This is a genomic window from Oleiphilus messinensis (genome assembly GCF_002162375.1).
Lineage (GTDB): Bacteria > Pseudomonadota > Gammaproteobacteria > Pseudomonadales > Oleiphilaceae > Oleiphilus > Oleiphilus messinensis.
Genome location: NZ_CP021425.1, coordinates 3,616,314 through 3,633,734, shown reverse-complemented (window position 1 = coordinate 3,633,734; position 17,421 = coordinate 3,616,314). Strand labels below are relative to the sequence as shown.

Below are 17,421 nucleotides of genomic sequence, written 5' to 3'. Positions count from 1 at the left end.
GGATTTTGCTTATAATAACCGCCGTTTGTTGTTTACCTCGTATTTAGAGATGCCATGCAGTTACCCGGTGCCACCAAATTAGCGTTAACGCCTCAGGAGGTGAATATCGATAGCCCGAATGCAATCGCCACAGAAGATGCCTTGATTGAAGGCATTGACCTCTTCTGTGAACGGGATGATCGAGTTTTGTTCGAAAACCTGTGCTTTTCTATCCCCCGTGGCTCAATCACCCAGATTGAAGGGCCGAATGGAGCAGGAAAAACGACTTTGTTACGCATCATTGCGGGGCTCTCACAGATCTATGAGGGTGAACTAAAATGGTGCGGCGAGTCAATGTCCGATGCACGGGTTGCATTTGCGAGCAACCTTTTATATCTCGGACACAAACCGGGCGTGAAGAGTCTGCTCACGCCCCGGGAAAATCTACGGGCACTGTCCCGGCTCCGCAGAACCGTGACTGAGACGGATATCGAGAACGCGCTCGAGAAAGTCGGGCTATACGGCTTTGAAGACGTACCCTGCCATAGTTTGTCTGCAGGGCAGCATCGTCGGGTTGGTCTGGCTCGGCTCTATATTTCGGATGAACCCCTCTGGATTTTGGATGAAGCCTTCACGGCGATTGATAAAAAAGGCGTCGCCGAGCTCGAAAACCTGTTTGCCGAGCGTGCCCGACTGGGCGGCACCATTGTTCTGACAACTCACCACGAGCTTAGACTGGATGTACCGTTTCAACGAATTGTGCTAGGCCAGCGCTCCGGTGGGCAAAACCCGCTTCAGGCACATGGAGGGTAGTGGGTTGGAGGGCAAGGTAAATATGCATTTGAAACAAGGCCCACAAAACGCCATCCGTTCCGTATTGCTGTCGGTATTGAAGCGGGACTTGATTCTGGCCTTTCGCCGACGTCAGGATTTGATTAATCCCATTGTGTTTTTTCTGATGGTCGTTACGCTGTTTCCGCTGGGCGTGAGTCCTGAAAAGTCTTTTCTACAGCAATCCGGAGCCGGTATTGTCTGGGTCGCGGCCTTGCTGGCAACGCTCCTGTCTCTCGATAGCCTTTTCCGCGCCGATTTTGAAGATGGGTCCCTGGAGCAACTGGCCCTGAGTCCGCACCCGTTATTCTTGATTGTACTGGTGAAAGTCTTTGCACACTGGATTGTAACCGGGGTTCCCCTGTTGTTGTTTACCCCGGTGTTGGGGATAATGCTGCACCTGAATGGGGAACAGATATACACGCTGATGCTGACACTGTTGCTGGGCACCCCGGTATTGAGTCTGATTGGGTCAATCGGCGCCGCGCTTACCGTTGGTTTGCGTGTGGGCGGAGTTCTGATTACCCTGCTGATTTTGCCGTTGTACATACCGGTCCTGATATTTGGTACCGGCACGGTAGAAGCGGTGAGCAGTGGCGTAGCGGTTACGGGGCATTTGTCCATTTTGGCGGCCATGCTGGCCTTTGCGGTAGTGATGTCCCCGGTAGCAGCTTCGGCTGCATTGCGCATCAGCCTGAGTAGTTGACGTCTCAACGGCTGTTTTAATTTTTGAATTAGGTAACGAGCGAAAATATGTGGTCATTTTTTCATAAACTAGGTTCACCCAAGTGGTTTTATGATATCAGTGGTCGTTGGTTACCCTGGTTTGCTGTGGTTGCGGCGGCATTGTTACTCTGGGGCGGCGCGTGGGGCTTGCTCTATGCACCGGTGGATTACCTGCAGGGCAACAGTTATCGAATTATCTTTATTCATGTGCCTGCCGCGTTTCTGGCACAGTCCTGCTACATTATGATGGCGGTCGCTGGTGGAATTGGCCTGATCTGGAAGATGAAACTCACCGACGTCTTTCTTAAAGCGGTTGCACCTGTGGGTGCATCCTTTACTTTTTTGGCCTTGTTTACCGGCGCGGTTTGGGGAAAACCAACCTGGGGCACCTGGTGGGTCTGGGATGCGCGGTTAACCTCCATGCTCATCCTGTTCTTCCTCTATCTCGGGATTATGGCGCTCTATTCTGCCATTGATGATTCCCAACTGGCAGCGAAAGCGTGTGCAATTTTAGCGTTAGTGGGCGTTGTTAACATTCCGATCATTAAGTATTCCGTCGAGTTCTGGAACACATTGCACCAGCCTGCAACCCTTAAATTAACCGAAAAACCTTCAATGCACCCGGACATGCTCATTCCGTTATTAATCATGATACTCGGGTTTTATTGCCTGTTTGCCGTACTCGCAATCATGCGTACCCGCAATGAAATACTGGAACGGGAAAGTCGAACCAGCTGGGTTCGCGCACTGGTATCCGGAGGAGGACGATAATGGAATTTGCATCACTGTCTGAATTTCTTGAAATGGGGGGGCATGGCCCCTATGTCTGGACCGCGTATGCCGTGACGATTGTGATCATGATCGCCAATATTGTGTCCCCGATACTTAAGCGGAAAGCCATTATCAAAAAACAAGCTCAAAAGTTAAGAAGAGAAAGGTTGAGTCAATGAACCCAAAACGTAAACAACGTCTGATCCTCGTGCTGTTCATGGTGTTTGGCTGTGCTCTGGCTGTCGGATTTGTGCTGGTCGCCTTGAACGAGAATATCAACTTGTTTTACAGCCCGGATCAGATCGCCAAAGGGGAAGCCCCGCAGGGGGCGAAAATCAGAGCCGGTGGCATGGTCGTAGAGGGCAGTGTCAAGCGAGACCCGGATTCGCTTCTGGTTCATTTTGAAATTACCGATTACATCGCCAAAGTCAAAGTGAGCTATAACGGCATACTGCCTGACCTGTTTGCAGAGGGGCAGGGCATTGTCGCGATGGGGCGGCTGAATGAGCAAAACCGGTTTGTCGCAGAGGAAGTGCTGGCCAAACACGATGAGAATTACATGCCCCCCGAAGTGGCAGAGGCATTGAAAAAGTCAGAAAATGCGCCGCATTATAAAGACAAGCCCTGAGCTTGACTTCGTGCTTGATAATCGGTGTATAACCCAAACCAACGGAGATAGACATGATTCCTGAACTCGGCCACTTCTCACTGGCACTGGCGCTTGTGATTGCCATTGTGTTGGCTTCAGTTCCCTTGGCCGGAACAATTCTTAACCGTCAGTCGCTGATGGCCTATGCCCGGCCCATGGCAACCGGCCAGTTTGTCTTCGTATTGATCAGTTTTTTGTGTTTGACCTATGCCTTTGTGGTTGATGACTTTACGGTGCAATATGTCGCGGGTCATTCCAATAGTCTGCTGCCTGTGCACTATAAAGTCAGTGCAGTCTGGGGCGGGCACGAAGGCTCTCTGCTGCTCTGGATGCTAATACTGGCGGGTTGGACCTGGGCTGTGGCATTGTTCAGCCGACAGTTACCAATTGACATGCTGGCGCGGGTGCTCTCGGTAATGGGCATGATTGGTGTTGGCTTCCTGTTATTTATTCTGGCAACATCCAACCCTTTTAATCGCTATCTACCGCAATCACCCACGGATGGGGCTGACCTGAATCCACTCCTGCAGGATTTTGGTTTGATTGTGCATCCCCCCATGTTGTATATGGGGTATGTTGGCTTTTCCGTTGCGTTTGCATTTGCGATAGCGGCATTACTGAGCGGTCGCCTGGATTCCGCATGGGCGCGCTGGTCCCGACCCTGGACAACCATCGCTTGGGCATTTCTGACGTTGGGGATTGCCCTGGGGAGCTGGTGGGCCTATTACGAACTGGGCTGGGGCGGCTGGTGGTTCTGGGATCCGGTTGAAAATGCTTCATTCATGCCCTGGCTGGTCGGTACGGCACTGATGCATTCGCTTGCCGTTACCGAGAAGCGTGGCATGTTTAAAAGCTGGACGGTACTACTCGCAATTGTAGCCTTTTCCCTGAGTTTATTGGGAACCTTTTTGGTTCGCTCAGGGGTGCTGACATCGGTTCATGCTTTTGCAACCGACCCCACTCGAGGTGCCTTTGTATTAATGTTGCTGGGGATTACGATCCTGGGCTCATTAACCCTTTATGCAATTCGTGTCCCTGCCGTGCATTCCCGCGCAAAACATGGCCTGTTTTCCAGAGAAACGTTCCTGTTATTGAATAATGTCCTGTTGATTGCTGCCACAGCTGCTGTGTTGTTCGGCACGTTGTATCCACTTTGGTTGGATTTCATCGGTGGTGGCAAAATTTCGGTCGGTGCGCCTTACTTCAATACCTTATTTGTCCCATTAGTGATGGTTTTAGTGTTGGTGATGGGGGTAGGGCAATTTTCTCTCTGGAAAGATACCGCACCGGAAAAACTGGTCAAACCGGTAATTGCACCCTTCATCGTCAGTGGCGTCGTGGCGATGTCGGTTGCGCTGTTTTACGGTGATCAGTTTGAGTTATTAGTCCTGTTTGGAATATTTATCGCTGGTTGGCTCTGTTCAACCATGTTCGTCGATGTCTGGTATAAATCCAGTCATTCCAATGGGCGATTGTATGGCTTCCGACGGCTGTCACGTAGCTACCTGGGTATGGTGACAGCACATATTGGTCTGGCGGTTACGATTGTCGGGGCCACTATGGTCAGCAACTTCAATGAGGAGCGGGACTTGCGTATGGGTCCCGGTGACACGGCGGAAATTGGCCACTATCACTTTGTACTGGACTCGATTGAACCTGTGCAGGGCCCCAACTATACCGCAGAACAGGCCAATTTCACGATTTACAAAGATGAGACGCGCATAGGTACGCTTGAACCACAAAAGCGGCAGTATCTGGCAACCCGTAGCGTGATGACGGAAGCCGGCATTGACCCTGGCTTGTTCCGGGATGTGTATATTGCGATGGGAGAGCCCCTGCAAAATGGGGACTGGGCGATTCGGGTTCAGGTTAAACCGTTTGTGCGCTGGTTATGGTTGGGTGCATTGCTAATGGCTGTCGGTGGAACCTGGGCGATTCTAGACCGCCGATATCGACTGAAGGTAAAGCGAAAAGCGCAATCGGACGTGAAAGCCCGTGGTGCGAGCAGACTGGTGGAACCCGCAGCAGAAACTCGATAATCAAGCTGAACTGACTGGAATTAAGCAGGAACTATGAAAAGAGCTGTCTATTTTTTGCCACTGGCGTTAGCGGTTGTATTCGTCGGAATTTTTGCGCTGTACATGCAACAAATAAATGAAGGAAAAGACATCAAGGCATTGGAAACGGCCCGGGCCGGTAAAACTATACCCGAGTTCCAATTGCCGGCATTGAAGGATGCCGACGCCCAGTTTACCCGAGAGGATATCATCGGACAGCCGACTCTGCTGAATGTCTGGGCGACCTGGTGCCCATCTTGTAAAGTCGAGCACCCGTATTTGATGAAGCTGGCAAAAGAAAAGGGTGTGCGCATCATTGGCCTGAATTACAAAGATGATCGGCAGAGCGCCTTGAGCTGGTTGGAAAAATACGATAATCCCTATCAATTCAATATCTTTGATAAAGACGGCAGGCTTGGATTTGATCTGGGGGTTTATGGTGCGCCGGAAACCTACATCATCAATGCCCAAGGTATCATTCTGGATCGCCATGTTGGCGTGGTGGATGAGAAAGTCTGGGAACAAAAAATCAAGCCACTGTTAGAGGGGAATGCAGGATGAAACTCGATCCCGTCGCGGTTCCACGTCAAGCATATCTTGCGCAACTACTGCTGGCACTTATATTACCTGGCATGTTGCTGTTACTGGACAGTACCCGTGCATTCGCCGTGATTGAAACCTATGAATTTGAAGATGATGGCCAACGACAGCAGTATCTGGAGCTTTCAGAAACCTTGCGCTGCCCCAAATGCCAGAACCAGAATATTGCGGACTCGAATGCACCTATTGCCGCAGACATGAGGAAGGAAGTGCACCGCCTGATCGGTGAAGGCAAAAGCAATGATGATGTGGTCGATTTCATGGTCGAGCGCTTCGGGGAGTTCGTTGTGTACAAACCCAAGCTGGATGCGTCAACTTACATGCTCTGGTTCGGGCCGGGTGTGATCGCGATTCTCGGCATTATCATCGTCCTGACCATGTCAGCAAAGGCCCGTAAAAAGAAACAACAGCAAGACGGCCCGGATCCCGAGAGTACCTTGTCAGTGGCGGAGCAACAAAAGCTAAACGCCTTGCTCCGGGATCAGGATCGGGATTAATCCTGATGTAAACCAATACTTCAATCCGACTTGATTGAAAAGCGTAAACTGTAAAAGAGATTATTGAATGTCCGATTTTTGGTTAGGTTCCAGCTTACTGATCCTCCTGGCGATGGTGTTTGTGTTATTGCCCGTGCTAAAGCGCCGTCAAGTTTCAGATGAAGGTGAAGTAGAACGCAAAGCGCTAAACGTCGAATTGTTCAAGGATCGCCTCAAGGAACTGGAACTCGAGCTGGAAAAAGGGCAAATTACCGAGGCCCGTTTCGCGCAACTCAAATTGGAGCTGGAAGGCAACCTGCTTGAAGATGTGGGGGATGACCAGAACACAGCGTCTTCCGGCGTTAACACTTCTATGCCATTGGTCATTGCACTGGTGGTAATCATTCCGGTTGCGGCCTGGGGTTTCTACTGGAAATGGGGCGCCTACGACAAGGTGGTGGAGACCCGTGATATTGCCGCGCTTTCCGGCATGGGGGATCAGCTATCAGAGGGTATGCCCGCAGCGGACATTGATACCTTGCTGGGCCAGCTCAAACAAAAACTGCAAGAAAATCCGGAAAATATTGACGGTTGGTTCTTGTTGGGTCGTACCCAAATGAACCTTGAGCAATATGCAGAAGCGTCCGAGTCTTTATTACAAGTGGTGAAATTGCTCAAGCAACGGGGAGAAGGGGCCAGTGCGGTCTACGGTTTGCTGGCGCAGGCACGCTTCTTCCAGTATCAACAAATGACTGAAGAGGTCAAACAGTACATTGAGACGGCTCTGCAGGAAAACCCAAATGAAGTAAACTCTCTGGGCTTATTGGGTATGTACGCTTACGAAGTCGGCGAATTTAAAAATGCCATTGGTTTCTGGCAGCGCATACTCGAAGTCGCTCCGGATCACCCCAGTGCGAGCGCAATCGGTGAGGGCATCAACCGGGCTAGAATGATGCTCGCCAGTCAGTCTCCCGAGGGTGCAACCGCCGCAGTGGGGCAACCCATCGCGGAATCGGCAGCTCCTTCCTCACCCAAGGCGGCAAGTGGTCCGCAAATTTCAGTACTCGTGGAACTTTCCGATTCAATTGACGTCTCTGAACGAGGCAATGATACTTTGTTTATCTATGCCCGCGCCGTAAATGGCCCGAAAATGCCATTGGCCATTGTGCGTAAACAAGTAAAAGACTTACCCGTATTGGTAAAACTGGATGACAGTACGGCCATGGGGCCCATGGCAAAATTATCCAGTGTCGCCGAGGTTGAAGTCATTGCCCGCGTCTCTGCATCCGGACAACCGACACCGAATCCCGGTGACTTGCAGGGGCTGGTTTCACCTGTTGAGGTCAATTCGGCCAAAGAAATCATTCGGGTCGAGATTGATTCTGTTATTCAATAATCTGCTTCGAGATGTTTAAGCGGGCGCAGCGCAATATCGCTGCGCTCAAACCTTCTCCTGATCGTGCAGATGAGGAGAGCTGATGAACACCCTGTTATACACTGCGTTGGCATTAATCGCATTCGCTGGAAATTCTATCCTTTGTCGTCTCGCCCTCGGTGAACAGTCCATCGATGCCGCCAGCTTTACCATTATCCGCTTAGGTTCCGGCATCTTGATGTTAATGGTCATCATGCCATTAACGGCCATGGGCAAAACGCAATCCCTCCGTGATTCCACTGCGAAAGGCAGCTGGAAAGCCTCGCTCATGCTGTTTCTTTACGCCGTTTGTTTTTCCTACGCCTACATTTCACTGGAAACCGGTGTCGGTGCTCTTATCCTGTTTGGCGCTGTCCAGATCACTATTATTCTGATCGGTATCCACGCCGGGAATAAATTACATGCTCTCGAATGGGCCGGTGTGTTCATCGCCTTCGGTGGCTTTATTTATCTGGTACTCCCCGGCCTTGCAACACCCTCTCTCTGGGGCTTCGTCCTTATGCTTATCGCAGGCATCGCCTGGGGCCTCTACACACTGGCCGGTAAATCCTCCCAAAACCCCCTCGCAGACACCGCATTCAACTTCCTGCGCACCGCCCCGTTTGTCGTGGTGTTGGGCATCATCACGCTTTCATCCGCGCATATAACAGTCCAAGGCATCATACTGGCCGTACTATCCGGCGCAGTCGCCTCCGGGCTGGGTTACACCATCTGGTACATGGCCTTGAAAGGCATCACCGCCCTCCAGGCCGCCGTACTCCAACTCCTCGTCCCGGTCATCGCCGCCGCAGGCGGCATCCTCTTCGCAGACGAAACCCTGACACTTCGCCTCATCCTCTCAGGTATAGCGATATTGGGCGGCATATTGTTGGTGATACTGGGACGGCAAGTTGTGAACAGGAAAGGTGCATCAGACGGTTTATCCAGAAGCGACCGCCATCAAATCGACAGGACTCATTGATCCTGCGCGCCGGTTATTAATTACGTGGGTGTATATTTCTGTTGTTTTTAAATCCGTATGGCCGAGTAGTTCCTGTAGTGTTCGAATATCTGTACCGGATTTTAAAAGCGTCGTTGCAAAGGAGTGCCGGAAAGTATGTGCAGTTACTCGCTTGGGAATGGCGCTCTTCACTACGGCTGACCTGAGCGCTCTAGAGTATGCGGAATGGTGCAGATGGTGACGGCAGACGTAGCCATCTTTCGGGTGAATACATCGCCCAGTGGACGGAAACACATACTGCCATGCAAAATCTTTCAGAGCGGTTTTATATTTTCTATGCAAAGATGCAGGCAAGGAACTGAATCCAAACCCTTCGATAAGGTCTTCTTGATGTATTTTTTTGCAACGCTCAATTTGTAGTTTGAGGTCAGGTACAATCAACTCCGGTAATAATGTATACCGGTCTTTACGCCCTTTACCACGAAATACAAAAATGGACTGATTTGTAAAATCGATATCCTTAACCCGAAGGGACAGTGCCTCATTAATACGCAGGCCACTACCATACAGGATTTTCGTAATCAGTCGGTATTTCCCATCCATATTGGCCAGAATATCTGCCACTTCAGGTGGGTTGAGCACAGTAGGAAGTCTTATCGGTTTTTTCGTAAAACTGTAGCGTAAATCGGTAATATCCCGGCAAATGACATACTTGTACAGAAATATAATGGCGCATAGTGCCTGATTTTGTGTTGCAGGGCTTACGCTGCGGTTCACCGCCAAATGTGTCAAAAATCGCTCGATTTCAGCGTTACCCATATCCTTTGGGTGGCGTTTGTCATTGAAAATGATGAATTGCCTTACCCAATACAAGTAACTCTTTTCAGTTTGCAAGCTATATTGCTTCGTCCTGAGCGCGTTTCTAACGGTCTCCATAAACGGTGACTTTTTCATATTTATCATCCCTGAAAAGCTGTATATAAAAACAGTTATAATCGATTCAAGTGTTTTTGTAAATATTCTGTCTATGTAGAACCTGAAAAACGAAGCGCAGTTTCTCCCGATACAGAAATTTAAGTGTATGATAAATATCATAAATATAATCTGAGTTTTTATTTACATAGACAACACGCCTGTCTATGTATGCCGGAATGCTCCCTTTTCCTCCAGCAAAAAGCTGATACACTCATAGTTAATGTTAGGTTCAGCCACTGATGACCTCGGTTACAAACGTGATGGAAACGAGAAATCGGGCGGGCTGGAAGTTATTTACGAAGCATGAAAAGTAATAAGCTGTTATGTGAAAAGCGGCAACAACGAGAATGAAAAGTTAGAGAATAATAGAGTGGATAAAACTGTTTGTGATCGGTGTGGTTTAGAAGTTTTCGGAAGAAGTCTACGGATTGAAAATTTAGGTAAAATTGATCAAAGCTCAAAAGAAGCCTGTGTGCAATCGTTAATGAAACTTGAGGGTGTATCGCAAGAAGTTGCAACATCATGGGCAGAGCATGGTATTCACGAGCAATGCAAAAAGTGTATTAGAAATTGTCCAAACTGTGGTAAAGAACTAAAATCATGGCAGGCTAAAATGTGTTTACATTGTGGTACTTCATTTAAACCATGGAGTATATGTGAAAAAACCACATAACAAGTTGCTGCTACGGACAGTTTTTAGTTGGCGCCTTTTGGGCGTGGGCAAGCCACTTTAGCCCAAAAGTCACCAACTAAAAACTGCCGCAGAGCAATGCGTTATGCGTAAAAAATTATGAAAGTACATTTTAATAACAAAGAAATTAGCATCGGTTCTGAACAAGAATTATCAGAATATATAGAATTAATAGATACTACTGAAAAAGTAGAAACTTGGTTTAATGCCGATTCTGGCCAATCAATTTGTTTACTTAAAAGTGGTGAAAATACTTTATTAATGTATTTGCGTTTTCCCGAAGATGTTGGTTTTGTATCGGGTAAAACCAATGATGCAAAAGTTTTAATAGAATTTACTATCGGTAATGGCCAAGTTGACGAATATCCTCAGTCCTGGTGTATTGATAATGAAGCAGCATACAAAGCTTTAGCATATTTTTATGTGAATTCTGGGCAAAAATCACCACATATTGATTGGCAGATAGTATAGTTACGAATATGAATAAACATGGTGCAAATGGTCGCATAACAAGTTGCTGCAACGGACATGGTACAGTTGGCACCTTTTCGGCAGCGCTTCGCTGGCCAAAAAGTCGCCAACTGCACCATGCCGCTGAGCAATGCGTTAGCACTACAAATTAACTCATGGAGGAATACTCATGAATACAGTCTTACCACCAATGATTAAGAGCATGCTGGCATCTGCTCCGGTAAGAACCTATCACCATTTATGGCACCTTGTTCGAAATGAACAAAGGTGGAACGGTCTTACACAAACACAAAGGCAGGAGCTCATAGACTTAGGTTGGACTCCTCCAAGATTCGAAAGGCAACCTGGATCAGGGCTTGATTTTCTCTTTATGCACAGAGAAATGATTGAAATGGTGAATAAACATCTTGCGCACATGAATGACCCTAATTACACGAGTGTAATAGGTTGGAATCCTATCCCTTATGAGCACGATGATGAGGTATGGCCAATGCCTGCTTTGTGGCAAGGGGCAGAAAGAGCATTTCAATGGGCAAAAGATCCGCGCACAACAGAGCATTTTAGAAACCGTGTTTCAAATGAGTTTAGAAACACTACTTGGGTAAGAGGTCTATCATTGGATGAGTACGGATCTGAATTGGAATGGACTATCCATGGCTGGTTTCATTTACATTGGTCAGAACAAATTCCAAGTGACCCTTGGGAAGACTCGCCATCAAACGATTGGTTAGGCGCACCATATTCAAGTCATGTTAATAATGCTTTTTGGAAACTTCATGGTTGGATAGATGAGTCAATTGCATTTTGGGAACAAGCTACTGGAGAAAATGCGGATTTTTCACAAGCATGGGCTGGGGCGCCTGGTTACCTGCCGGAAATGGCGCATACGGCGAATCCAGAGTTAATGACAAAAATGAACGTTAGAGAAAAGCCTCTCAGCATCATGACTTGGAAAGTACCCATTATAGAGGGTGTAAATGAAGAAGACATTGTTATCCACGAACTAGAGAGGTGAATGCTAAAAAGTCAATCGACTGGACGCAGAAAGCTACTCAGGTATTAGCCATACATAATCTGAACAAGGAGAAAAAGAATGAAATATTTGCTTATTTCTATTGTGGTTGTTTTATCTGGCTGTGCAGGAAAAATCTATACGGTTCAAGATCCTCAATTTGAAAATGGCAAGACGGAAGGCGTACTTTTTTACGGGTACAAGCCAGTCGAGAAGAAAGTTCTATTTGACCGTATTAGACACCCTAAAACAGGAAACATAACTCATTCAATGTATGAAGTGCCAGGCAGCGCTAAGTATTGCGCTCCAAATGTCATAACGAAAAAAGTTATTGAGGCAGATTACAGCACTGTGTACGCGATAAAGTATGAGGCTGGTTTGTTTGAAACCAATAAATTTGGAGTGGAGTTGGACAAGGGAACTTTGAAATCGGTGAATTCTGAATCAACACCCGGGGTGAAAACTGCTGTGGAATCCTTGCAGGGCATTGCTTCATTAAGAGAGGATATTCTTGATGGCTTCGTCGAAGCGTCTGATGCTAGTGCGCAAAAAACATTAGGCATATTAGAAGGTGCTCCAGCTCAAACAACACCAATTAAGTGCTCAACCAATGAATAAATGCTAACAATCGCAAGCACTCGGACAAACCTACTCTGCGCTCCGGTTTGCCGGTGTTGCGGGCGTTATGCCCTTTGTTCGTTGCCAGTATCGGAGAAAAAGGAATACACAATCGTAAACCTCTCACCGCCGTGTAAAAAACAAAGACAGCCATCCATAAGTTCCAAACGGCGGATTACGCAACACAGTGGATCAGTTCGCACAGGTTAGGCGCAATTTGCGGATTAAAAAGAAAATTTGGTCGTGAGACGCCAGGAATTAAGCTGGAAGGGATGTAAATAGCAAATTCAGAGCGCAAAATGCTCCCGAGCTTGCTCGGTAGTGTTTTAAAATGAAGGGTTATGTTAGGTTCTTATGTCGGAAACAAACTTCGGCACTGGGCCAATCCAGAAACCCGCCGGTGACCAAGGCCCTGACTGGCGATTTTCACCTGTTCAGCTTTGCCAACGAAGGTCGGGAATAAGGACTCCATTTTTCCAGTAAGTTGAGTCCACTGTTTTTCGTTGATCTTCAGACGTTGCAATATCGGCGGTAGAGATGTTGAGATCGATCCGCGCTTGTCGTCCCGTTGAATTCGTCCGGTCCAATCCACTAGCTCGAGGTAATTTTGTAAGTTAAACTGAAGGCCGTCCGGTTGGTCTTTTCTGGGGTTTCCGACGAAGGGTAATAGATAACCCGGTTGATGAGGTGCGTCAGCCTTTGCTGCTTTAATCCGTTTTTGAACAGATGTGTGATCCGATGATTCCGGCGAATCGGCAATACCGGCGCGGATCGGGTTCAGATCGACATAGGCGAGACAAGCTGCTAAGGCTTGTTCATCCAGTAACGCCTGACATTTAAACCGGCCCTCCCAGAATCGTCCAGTGCATTTATCTTCCTGATTGGCTGCACGTGCAATGGGTTCATTCAATGATCGCATGAACCAACTGATATCGTGTAAACGCGCTCGCCATAGTTTTGCTAAGCTATTTAAACGGTGGTGCTCACAGTCGAGTAATGCATCGCCAGATAAATACCGCTTGGAAAGTGCATTACCGGCATAAATACCATGCCAACGTTCAATGACTTCTCTTGTGCTCCAGCTTTCGGCTTTCGATTGATTGATCCGAAGTACGGTATGGGTGTGGTTTGACATCACGGCAAAGGCACAGACATCAATAGCAAAGGTACGTGCTAACAGGATCAATCGATCCTCGACCCATTGTCTCCGATGTTCATAGCTTTTACCGGTGAAATGATCGACACCACAGAGGAAACTGCGGCGCACGCAGCGGGATATACAGTGGTAGTAGGGCGTTGCGTCGAGTGAAATCTGAGCTTTCCTTGGTTTGGGCATGTCTTCAGGTCCATTGAAGTATTTTTTATCTGGCTGAATATACAGTTTTTTGGTCGTGAGTCAATGTTTTGAGTGGGTGTCTTGTTTTCCTGTTTTCTTTTCCTTGTCTTGTATTCCTGTGGGTATAAGCATGAGTCCGGCTGGCTTAGATTGGTTTGCAAACCCGGAGATAGAGTGATTGATCGCACAAATGTGAAATAACGAAATAATTAACTTGCCAGCGGATAAATCATAGCCGATGGTTAATGGATAGAAATTAAATTTGAGGTGCGTGGATTGGGTCATGGTTGGCTTTTTCTACAGCCTCGTTAGGCTGAATTAAACACAAGGAGGAACAGTGGGGAGATTTGTTACTTGCGATGATGATTACGTATGGAAATACGTTTTTGGAGAACAAAATTCAGAACTTTATAAAGTTCCAGAAGAACTAGGTGTTGGAGAGCATCATTTTGTAAGGTTCGATGAAGAAAAACTTATTAATGAAGACATTCGTGAATGGATCGTTGTAGATCCAAGAACGGAGGAGTTCGAAGCGGAGGTTTTAATACTGTCTGATGTTGATCTTGAATACATTTCTAAATACATTCAAGAAAACACAAAGCAACCTAGTAATAATAAACAAGAGCCCGATCATTTTATAGCAATGTTCATAGGTAGAACATTAAGCAAAAAAGCAGGGTAACTTGATGATATTAATATGGATTCATCCTGCAATAAGGTAGATTGTTAGTCGCCAAACACACTACCGACCCTAAAGCAGAATGAATCAGCGTAAATTTACCACATTTCTTGAAAAACTCACCCATTCCCTCAACCCAGAAAAAATTACTGAAATCGCTAAACAAGAAGATTTCTGTGTGCGGCAGAGACGAATTACGCCTTTTAATCTAGTCACATGCCTGGTTGCAGTGATGGCCTCGAGCACCATAGAAAGTGTGGCAGACATTCAGCGGCGGTACTGCGAGTGGTCGGAGAGCAATATCTCTTATCGGGCCTTTCACAATCAATTTTCGAAGCCCGAGTTTCCTGAGTTTATGCGCGAAGTACTGTCATCACTCCTCACAGATTGGTTGCAACCCTCTCTGGCTTTTCCAGAAGGCCACTCTTTTCATCAGTTCAAACAGATTCTGATTCAGGATGGCAGCTCGTTTGCTGTGAAGGACTCGTTGAAGAAATCGTTTCCTGGTCGTTTCAAAACCATCAGCCCTGCCGCTGTTGAACTTCAAGTGACCATGGATCTTCTAGCAGATCAGCCCTGTTCTATCTCGTTGACCCCCGATACCGCCAGCGAGCGGGACTACCTCCCTGAGCCCCAAACGCTATCCGGGTGTTTGTTGCTGCTTGACCGGGGGTACTTCGATCTGGAGTGGTTTCAGAACTTGCAGGATACTGGAGGGTTTTATATCGCGCGGTGTAAGAACAACATTAATCCAGTCGTCGAGGCTGCTTATCGAGAAGATGGCAAAATGCTGAAGCACGTGAAGGGAAAGCCGCTGAAAACAGTGCAAGGCAAGCTGTTCAAGCGACAACGTACGGAATTAATTGTTTCCTGGAAAAAAGGAAAGCACACAATCACCGCAAGATTGGTTGCTTGTTGGATCAAGCGGGAAAAGAAATTCTCCTGGCTGATAACCAACCTTCCTCAAGAGCAGTTTTCTCTGGACGAGGTGAGTGAGGCTTACCGGCTTCGCTGGCAAATCGAGTTGTTATTCAAAGAGTGGAAATCCTATGCCAATCTACGGTGCTTTGATACCGGCAAGGAATCAATAGCAACCGGGCTAATCTGGGCGGCGATTACGGCGGCACTCATGAAGCGTTTTATTTGCCACAGCGCACAACGCATACTCGGCAAAGTGCTATCCACTCGAAAAGCTGCGATGTGCTGCACAGTGACTTTTTGCGATACGATGCTCGGCATCATGCGCGTTGACCGAAAAGCAACTAAGCTCAATGCGCGCAAATTGATTAACTTTCTTGGGCGTTATGCTGGACGTGCTCACCCCAAAAGAGACTGTGATTCGGGTAAATTCAGTTTGGGTCTACAGCTCTGTTAGGTGGCTTAATGTTCTACCTATGTAGCAATGTTAAGTGCTTTCGTTGACTATGGTATGGGCAGAGAAGAGATTGAACTAATTGGTGAGATTTAAGCCATACAAGTTGCTGCGCTCCTAATTTTCCGGTGAGCAAAGCGTTACAAGAGACGAGTCGGATGGAGCCGAATTTAATACTCATTGAAAATTTCGTTAAAGATTCTGATTCCCTATTTCTCAAACTGAAAGATTCAGTGGATTGGGATGAAAGAATGAAGGCGCGGAAAACCGCGAGCTTTGGTGTGTCCTATGATTATTCCGGGATTACTTATCCAAATGTGGAAATGCCCGAGGCATTGGGTGCTATTTGCGAAAAGATTGATGAAGAGTTGGGGTTTATGCCCAATAACTGCCTTCTTAATTACTACTTAGATGGCGATTCATCCATGGGGTATCATTCCGATTCAAGTGAAGAATTGCTCAAGGGTACTGGCGTGGCGATTGTATCGTTAGGTTCAGAGCGTAATATTTCTTATCGAAGTAAAGAAGATAAGGAGATCAAACATAAGTATCCGCTTAAAAGCGGTGCTCTTTTATATATGGACGATGAAGTGCAAGAGAAGTGGATGCACGCGATCCCAAAACAGAATGGGGTTGGTGAGAGAATTAGCCTCACATTTAGGCACATCATCAAATAGCTTGTAACAAGACAATTTTCCAGGGCCCCTTTTTGTATGCCGCTGCGCGTCATTTTAATAAAAAATAGTCCCTTCAAAATTGCTGGTGATCTGGGCATTGAGCCTTTAGAAAAAGGTCGATTGCCACCCATATTTTGCTAAACTCAGAGCATTGATCAAGGAGTGATTCAGATGCCAAAGTTCAAGCCTTACAATCAAAGCACAATGGTGGTGATCAACTACCACGATCAACTCCAACCCGTTACCTTTGAATACGCTATCCATCATCTTATCTCATCTCATCTCATCTCATCGAACATAAGCTCGACCTGTCGATTTTCGTCCCTAATTACCATAATGAAGAACGGCAGAAGCGCTATGAGCAGGCCGTGAAAACGCTTGATAAAGCGTAAGCGTTCATTCTAAGGCGCTCTATTCCAACTAACTCCCGCTCGTTAAGCTACGCTTCAAAATTCAATCTTTGAGGTAACCAGCTAATGAAAAACAAACGTACATACCGAACTGCAGATCAATGGCAAAACATCATCCGGAAGTGGAATGAGTCAGGGCTCTCTGCTTCGGCTTTCTGTAAAGCAAACCAGCTTGGTTATGCAAGCTTCTGTCAATGGCGACAGCGCTTAGCACAAAATACCAAGACTGCAGAATCCAGTGACTTCATTAACTTATCTCCCTTGCCAATGAACAGCCAGGTTTCCGGGGATCGTTTTCATCTTAATTGTCGTATTGGTAATTGGTTTGAACTGAGCTTGCACCGATAATGTTTACACCATCACCTCACTCTCGTATTTGGCTCTATACCAAGCCCACCGATATGCGCAAATCATTCAAAGGATTAATCGGCCTGGTGAGAACAAAGCTTCGCGAGATTCCGAGTAACGGACAGTACTTTGTCTTTATAAATCGACGTAAAACCCACATGAAGATTTTATATTTCGAGCCATCTGGTTACTGTATTTGGACCAAACGACTGGAGCAAGGGCAATTTCATTACAAAGCTGATGCGGCTGAAAAGCAAGGATTGAATACCGCTCAACTGCAATGGTTGATCGAAGGCATCGAAGTGCAAAAATATCGCCAGTTCAAGCGTTACAGCCATGTGATCTGAGTCGGTTTCGGATATAATCCG

Annotated in this window: 21 protein-coding genes; 19 read left to right on the top strand and 2 right to left on the bottom strand. The window is 47.1% G+C overall.

What is annotated here, in order from left to right:
• Positions 1 to 54 precede the first annotated feature (54 nt).
• From ccmA to OLMES_RS15855, 10 genes are all read left to right on the top strand, one after another.
• The gene (ccmA, locus tag OLMES_RS15900; protein WP_087462172.1) at positions 55 to 792 is read left to right on the top strand and encodes a cytochrome c biogenesis heme-transporting ATPase CcmA; all 738 of its coding nucleotides are present in this window, start codon (positions 55 to 57) and stop codon (positions 790 to 792) included.
• A 22-nt stretch (positions 793 to 814) separates the two neighbouring features.
• Positions 815 to 1,516, top strand: coding sequence for a heme exporter protein CcmB (gene ccmB / locus OLMES_RS15895; protein WP_087464512.1), 702 nt, complete (start codon positions 815 to 817; stop codon positions 1,514 to 1,516).
• A gap of 47 nt (positions 1,517 to 1,563) precedes the next feature.
• Entirely contained in the window at positions 1,564 to 2,307 is a 744-nt protein-coding gene (locus tag OLMES_RS15890) for a heme ABC transporter permease (protein WP_087462171.1), read from the top strand.
• Positions 2,307 to 2,486: a heme exporter protein CcmD gene (ccmD, locus tag OLMES_RS15885; RefSeq protein WP_087462170.1), complete on the top strand. Its 180-nt coding sequence runs from the start codon at positions 2,307 to 2,309 to the stop codon at positions 2,484 to 2,486. Before OLMES_RS15890 ends, ccmD begins: the two co-directional genes overlap by 1 nt.
• Positions 2,483 to 2,935 carry a cytochrome c maturation protein CcmE gene (gene ccmE / locus OLMES_RS15880; protein ID WP_087462169.1) on the top strand — a complete coding sequence of 151 codons (453 nt, stop codon included), beginning with the start codon at positions 2,483 to 2,485 and terminating at the stop codon, positions 2,933 to 2,935. Before ccmD ends, ccmE begins: the two co-directional genes overlap by 4 nt.
• Before the next feature lie 53 nt (positions 2,936 to 2,988).
• Positions 2,989 to 4,995 carry a heme lyase CcmF/NrfE family subunit gene (locus OLMES_RS15875; RefSeq protein WP_087462168.1) on the top strand — a complete coding sequence of 669 codons (2,007 nt, stop codon included), beginning with the start codon at positions 2,989 to 2,991 and terminating at the stop codon, positions 4,993 to 4,995.
• 33 nt (positions 4,996 to 5,028) lie between these two features.
• Complete coding sequence (locus OLMES_RS15870; RefSeq protein WP_087462167.1) at positions 5,029 to 5,574, top strand: DsbE family thiol:disulfide interchange protein; 546 nt, start codon at positions 5,029 to 5,031, stop codon at positions 5,572 to 5,574.
• Positions 5,571 to 6,110, top strand: coding sequence for a cytochrome c-type biogenesis protein (locus tag OLMES_RS15865; RefSeq protein ID WP_232465123.1), 540 nt, complete (start codon positions 5,571 to 5,573; stop codon positions 6,108 to 6,110). The genes OLMES_RS15870 and OLMES_RS15865 overlap by 4 nt, the downstream gene beginning before the upstream one ends.
• A 67-nt stretch (positions 6,111 to 6,177) precedes the next feature.
• Positions 6,178 to 7,485, top strand: coding sequence for a c-type cytochrome biogenesis protein CcmI (ccmI, locus tag OLMES_RS15860; RefSeq protein WP_087462166.1), 1,308 nt, complete (start codon positions 6,178 to 6,180; stop codon positions 7,483 to 7,485).
• Positions 7,486 to 7,567: 82 nt separating this feature from the next.
• On the top strand, positions 7,568 to 8,485 hold the full coding sequence (locus tag OLMES_RS15855) for a DMT family transporter (RefSeq protein ID WP_198343002.1): 918 nt from the start codon (positions 7,568 to 7,570) through the stop codon (positions 8,483 to 8,485).
• Here the strand turns inward: OLMES_RS15855 and OLMES_RS15850 are convergent.
• The gene (locus OLMES_RS15850; protein ID WP_087462165.1) at positions 8,444 to 9,418 is read right to left on the bottom strand and encodes an integron integrase; all 975 of its coding nucleotides are present in this window, start codon (positions 9,416 to 9,418) and stop codon (positions 8,444 to 8,446) included. The two genes, OLMES_RS15855 and OLMES_RS15850, sit on opposite strands and share 42 nt — an antisense overlap.
• A gap of 391 nt (positions 9,419 to 9,809) precedes the next feature.
• Here OLMES_RS15850 and OLMES_RS28020 point away from each other — a divergent pair, with 391 nt between their 5' ends.
• From OLMES_RS28020 to OLMES_RS15835, 4 genes are all read left to right on the top strand, one after another.
• On the top strand, positions 9,810 to 10,112 hold the full coding sequence (locus OLMES_RS28020; protein WP_198343001.1) for a hypothetical protein: 303 nt from the start codon (positions 9,810 to 9,812) through the stop codon (positions 10,110 to 10,112).
• A 117-nt stretch (positions 10,113 to 10,229) separates the two neighbouring features.
• On the top strand, positions 10,230 to 10,601 hold the full coding sequence (locus OLMES_RS15845; protein WP_087462164.1) for a hypothetical protein: 372 nt from the start codon (positions 10,230 to 10,232) through the stop codon (positions 10,599 to 10,601).
• Positions 10,602 to 10,770: 169 nt separating this feature from the next.
• Positions 10,771 to 11,616 carry a hypothetical protein gene (locus tag OLMES_RS15840; RefSeq protein WP_087462163.1) on the top strand — a complete coding sequence of 282 codons (846 nt, stop codon included), beginning with the start codon at positions 10,771 to 10,773 and terminating at the stop codon, positions 11,614 to 11,616.
• Between the two features lie 78 nt (positions 11,617 to 11,694).
• Positions 11,695 to 12,231 carry a hypothetical protein gene (locus OLMES_RS15835; RefSeq protein WP_087462162.1) on the top strand — a complete coding sequence of 179 codons (537 nt, stop codon included), beginning with the start codon at positions 11,695 to 11,697 and terminating at the stop codon, positions 12,229 to 12,231.
• Positions 12,232 to 12,583: 352 nt separating this feature from the next.
• Here the strand turns inward: OLMES_RS15835 and OLMES_RS15830 are convergent, their stop codons facing one another.
• Positions 12,584 to 13,567: a transposase gene (locus OLMES_RS15830; RefSeq protein ID WP_087462161.1), complete on the bottom strand. Its 984-nt coding sequence runs from the start codon at positions 13,565 to 13,567 to the stop codon at positions 12,584 to 12,586.
• Between the two features lie 337 nt (positions 13,568 to 13,904).
• Here OLMES_RS15830 and OLMES_RS15820 point away from each other — a divergent pair, with 337 nt between their 5' ends.
• The 5 genes from OLMES_RS15820 (at position 13,905) to tnpB (ending at position 17,400) form a co-directional block, all read left to right on the top strand.
• On the top strand, positions 13,905 to 14,249 hold the full coding sequence (locus OLMES_RS15820) for a hypothetical protein (protein ID WP_087462159.1): 345 nt from the start codon (positions 13,905 to 13,907) through the stop codon (positions 14,247 to 14,249).
• Between the two features lie 79 nt (positions 14,250 to 14,328).
• Positions 14,329 to 15,621, top strand: a complete 1,293-nt coding sequence (locus tag OLMES_RS15815; RefSeq protein ID WP_087459477.1) for an IS4 family transposase — start codon at positions 14,329 to 14,331, stop codon at positions 15,619 to 15,621.
• 155 nt (positions 15,622 to 15,776) lie between these two features.
• Positions 15,777 to 16,295, top strand: coding sequence for an alpha-ketoglutarate-dependent dioxygenase AlkB family protein (locus OLMES_RS15810; protein WP_087462158.1), 519 nt, complete (start codon positions 15,777 to 15,779; stop codon positions 16,293 to 16,295).
• A gap of 476 nt (positions 16,296 to 16,771) precedes the next feature.
• Positions 16,772 to 17,053 carry an IS66 family insertion sequence element accessory protein TnpA gene (tnpA, locus tag OLMES_RS15800; RefSeq protein WP_087462156.1) on the top strand — a complete coding sequence of 94 codons (282 nt, stop codon included), beginning with the start codon at positions 16,772 to 16,774 and terminating at the stop codon, positions 17,051 to 17,053.
• On the top strand, positions 17,053 to 17,400 hold the full coding sequence (gene tnpB / locus OLMES_RS15795; RefSeq protein ID WP_087462155.1) for an IS66 family insertion sequence element accessory protein TnpB: 348 nt from the start codon (positions 17,053 to 17,055) through the stop codon (positions 17,398 to 17,400). The genes tnpA and tnpB overlap by 1 nt, the downstream gene beginning before the upstream one ends.
• The last annotated feature ends 21 nt before the right edge of the window (positions 17,401 to 17,421 follow it).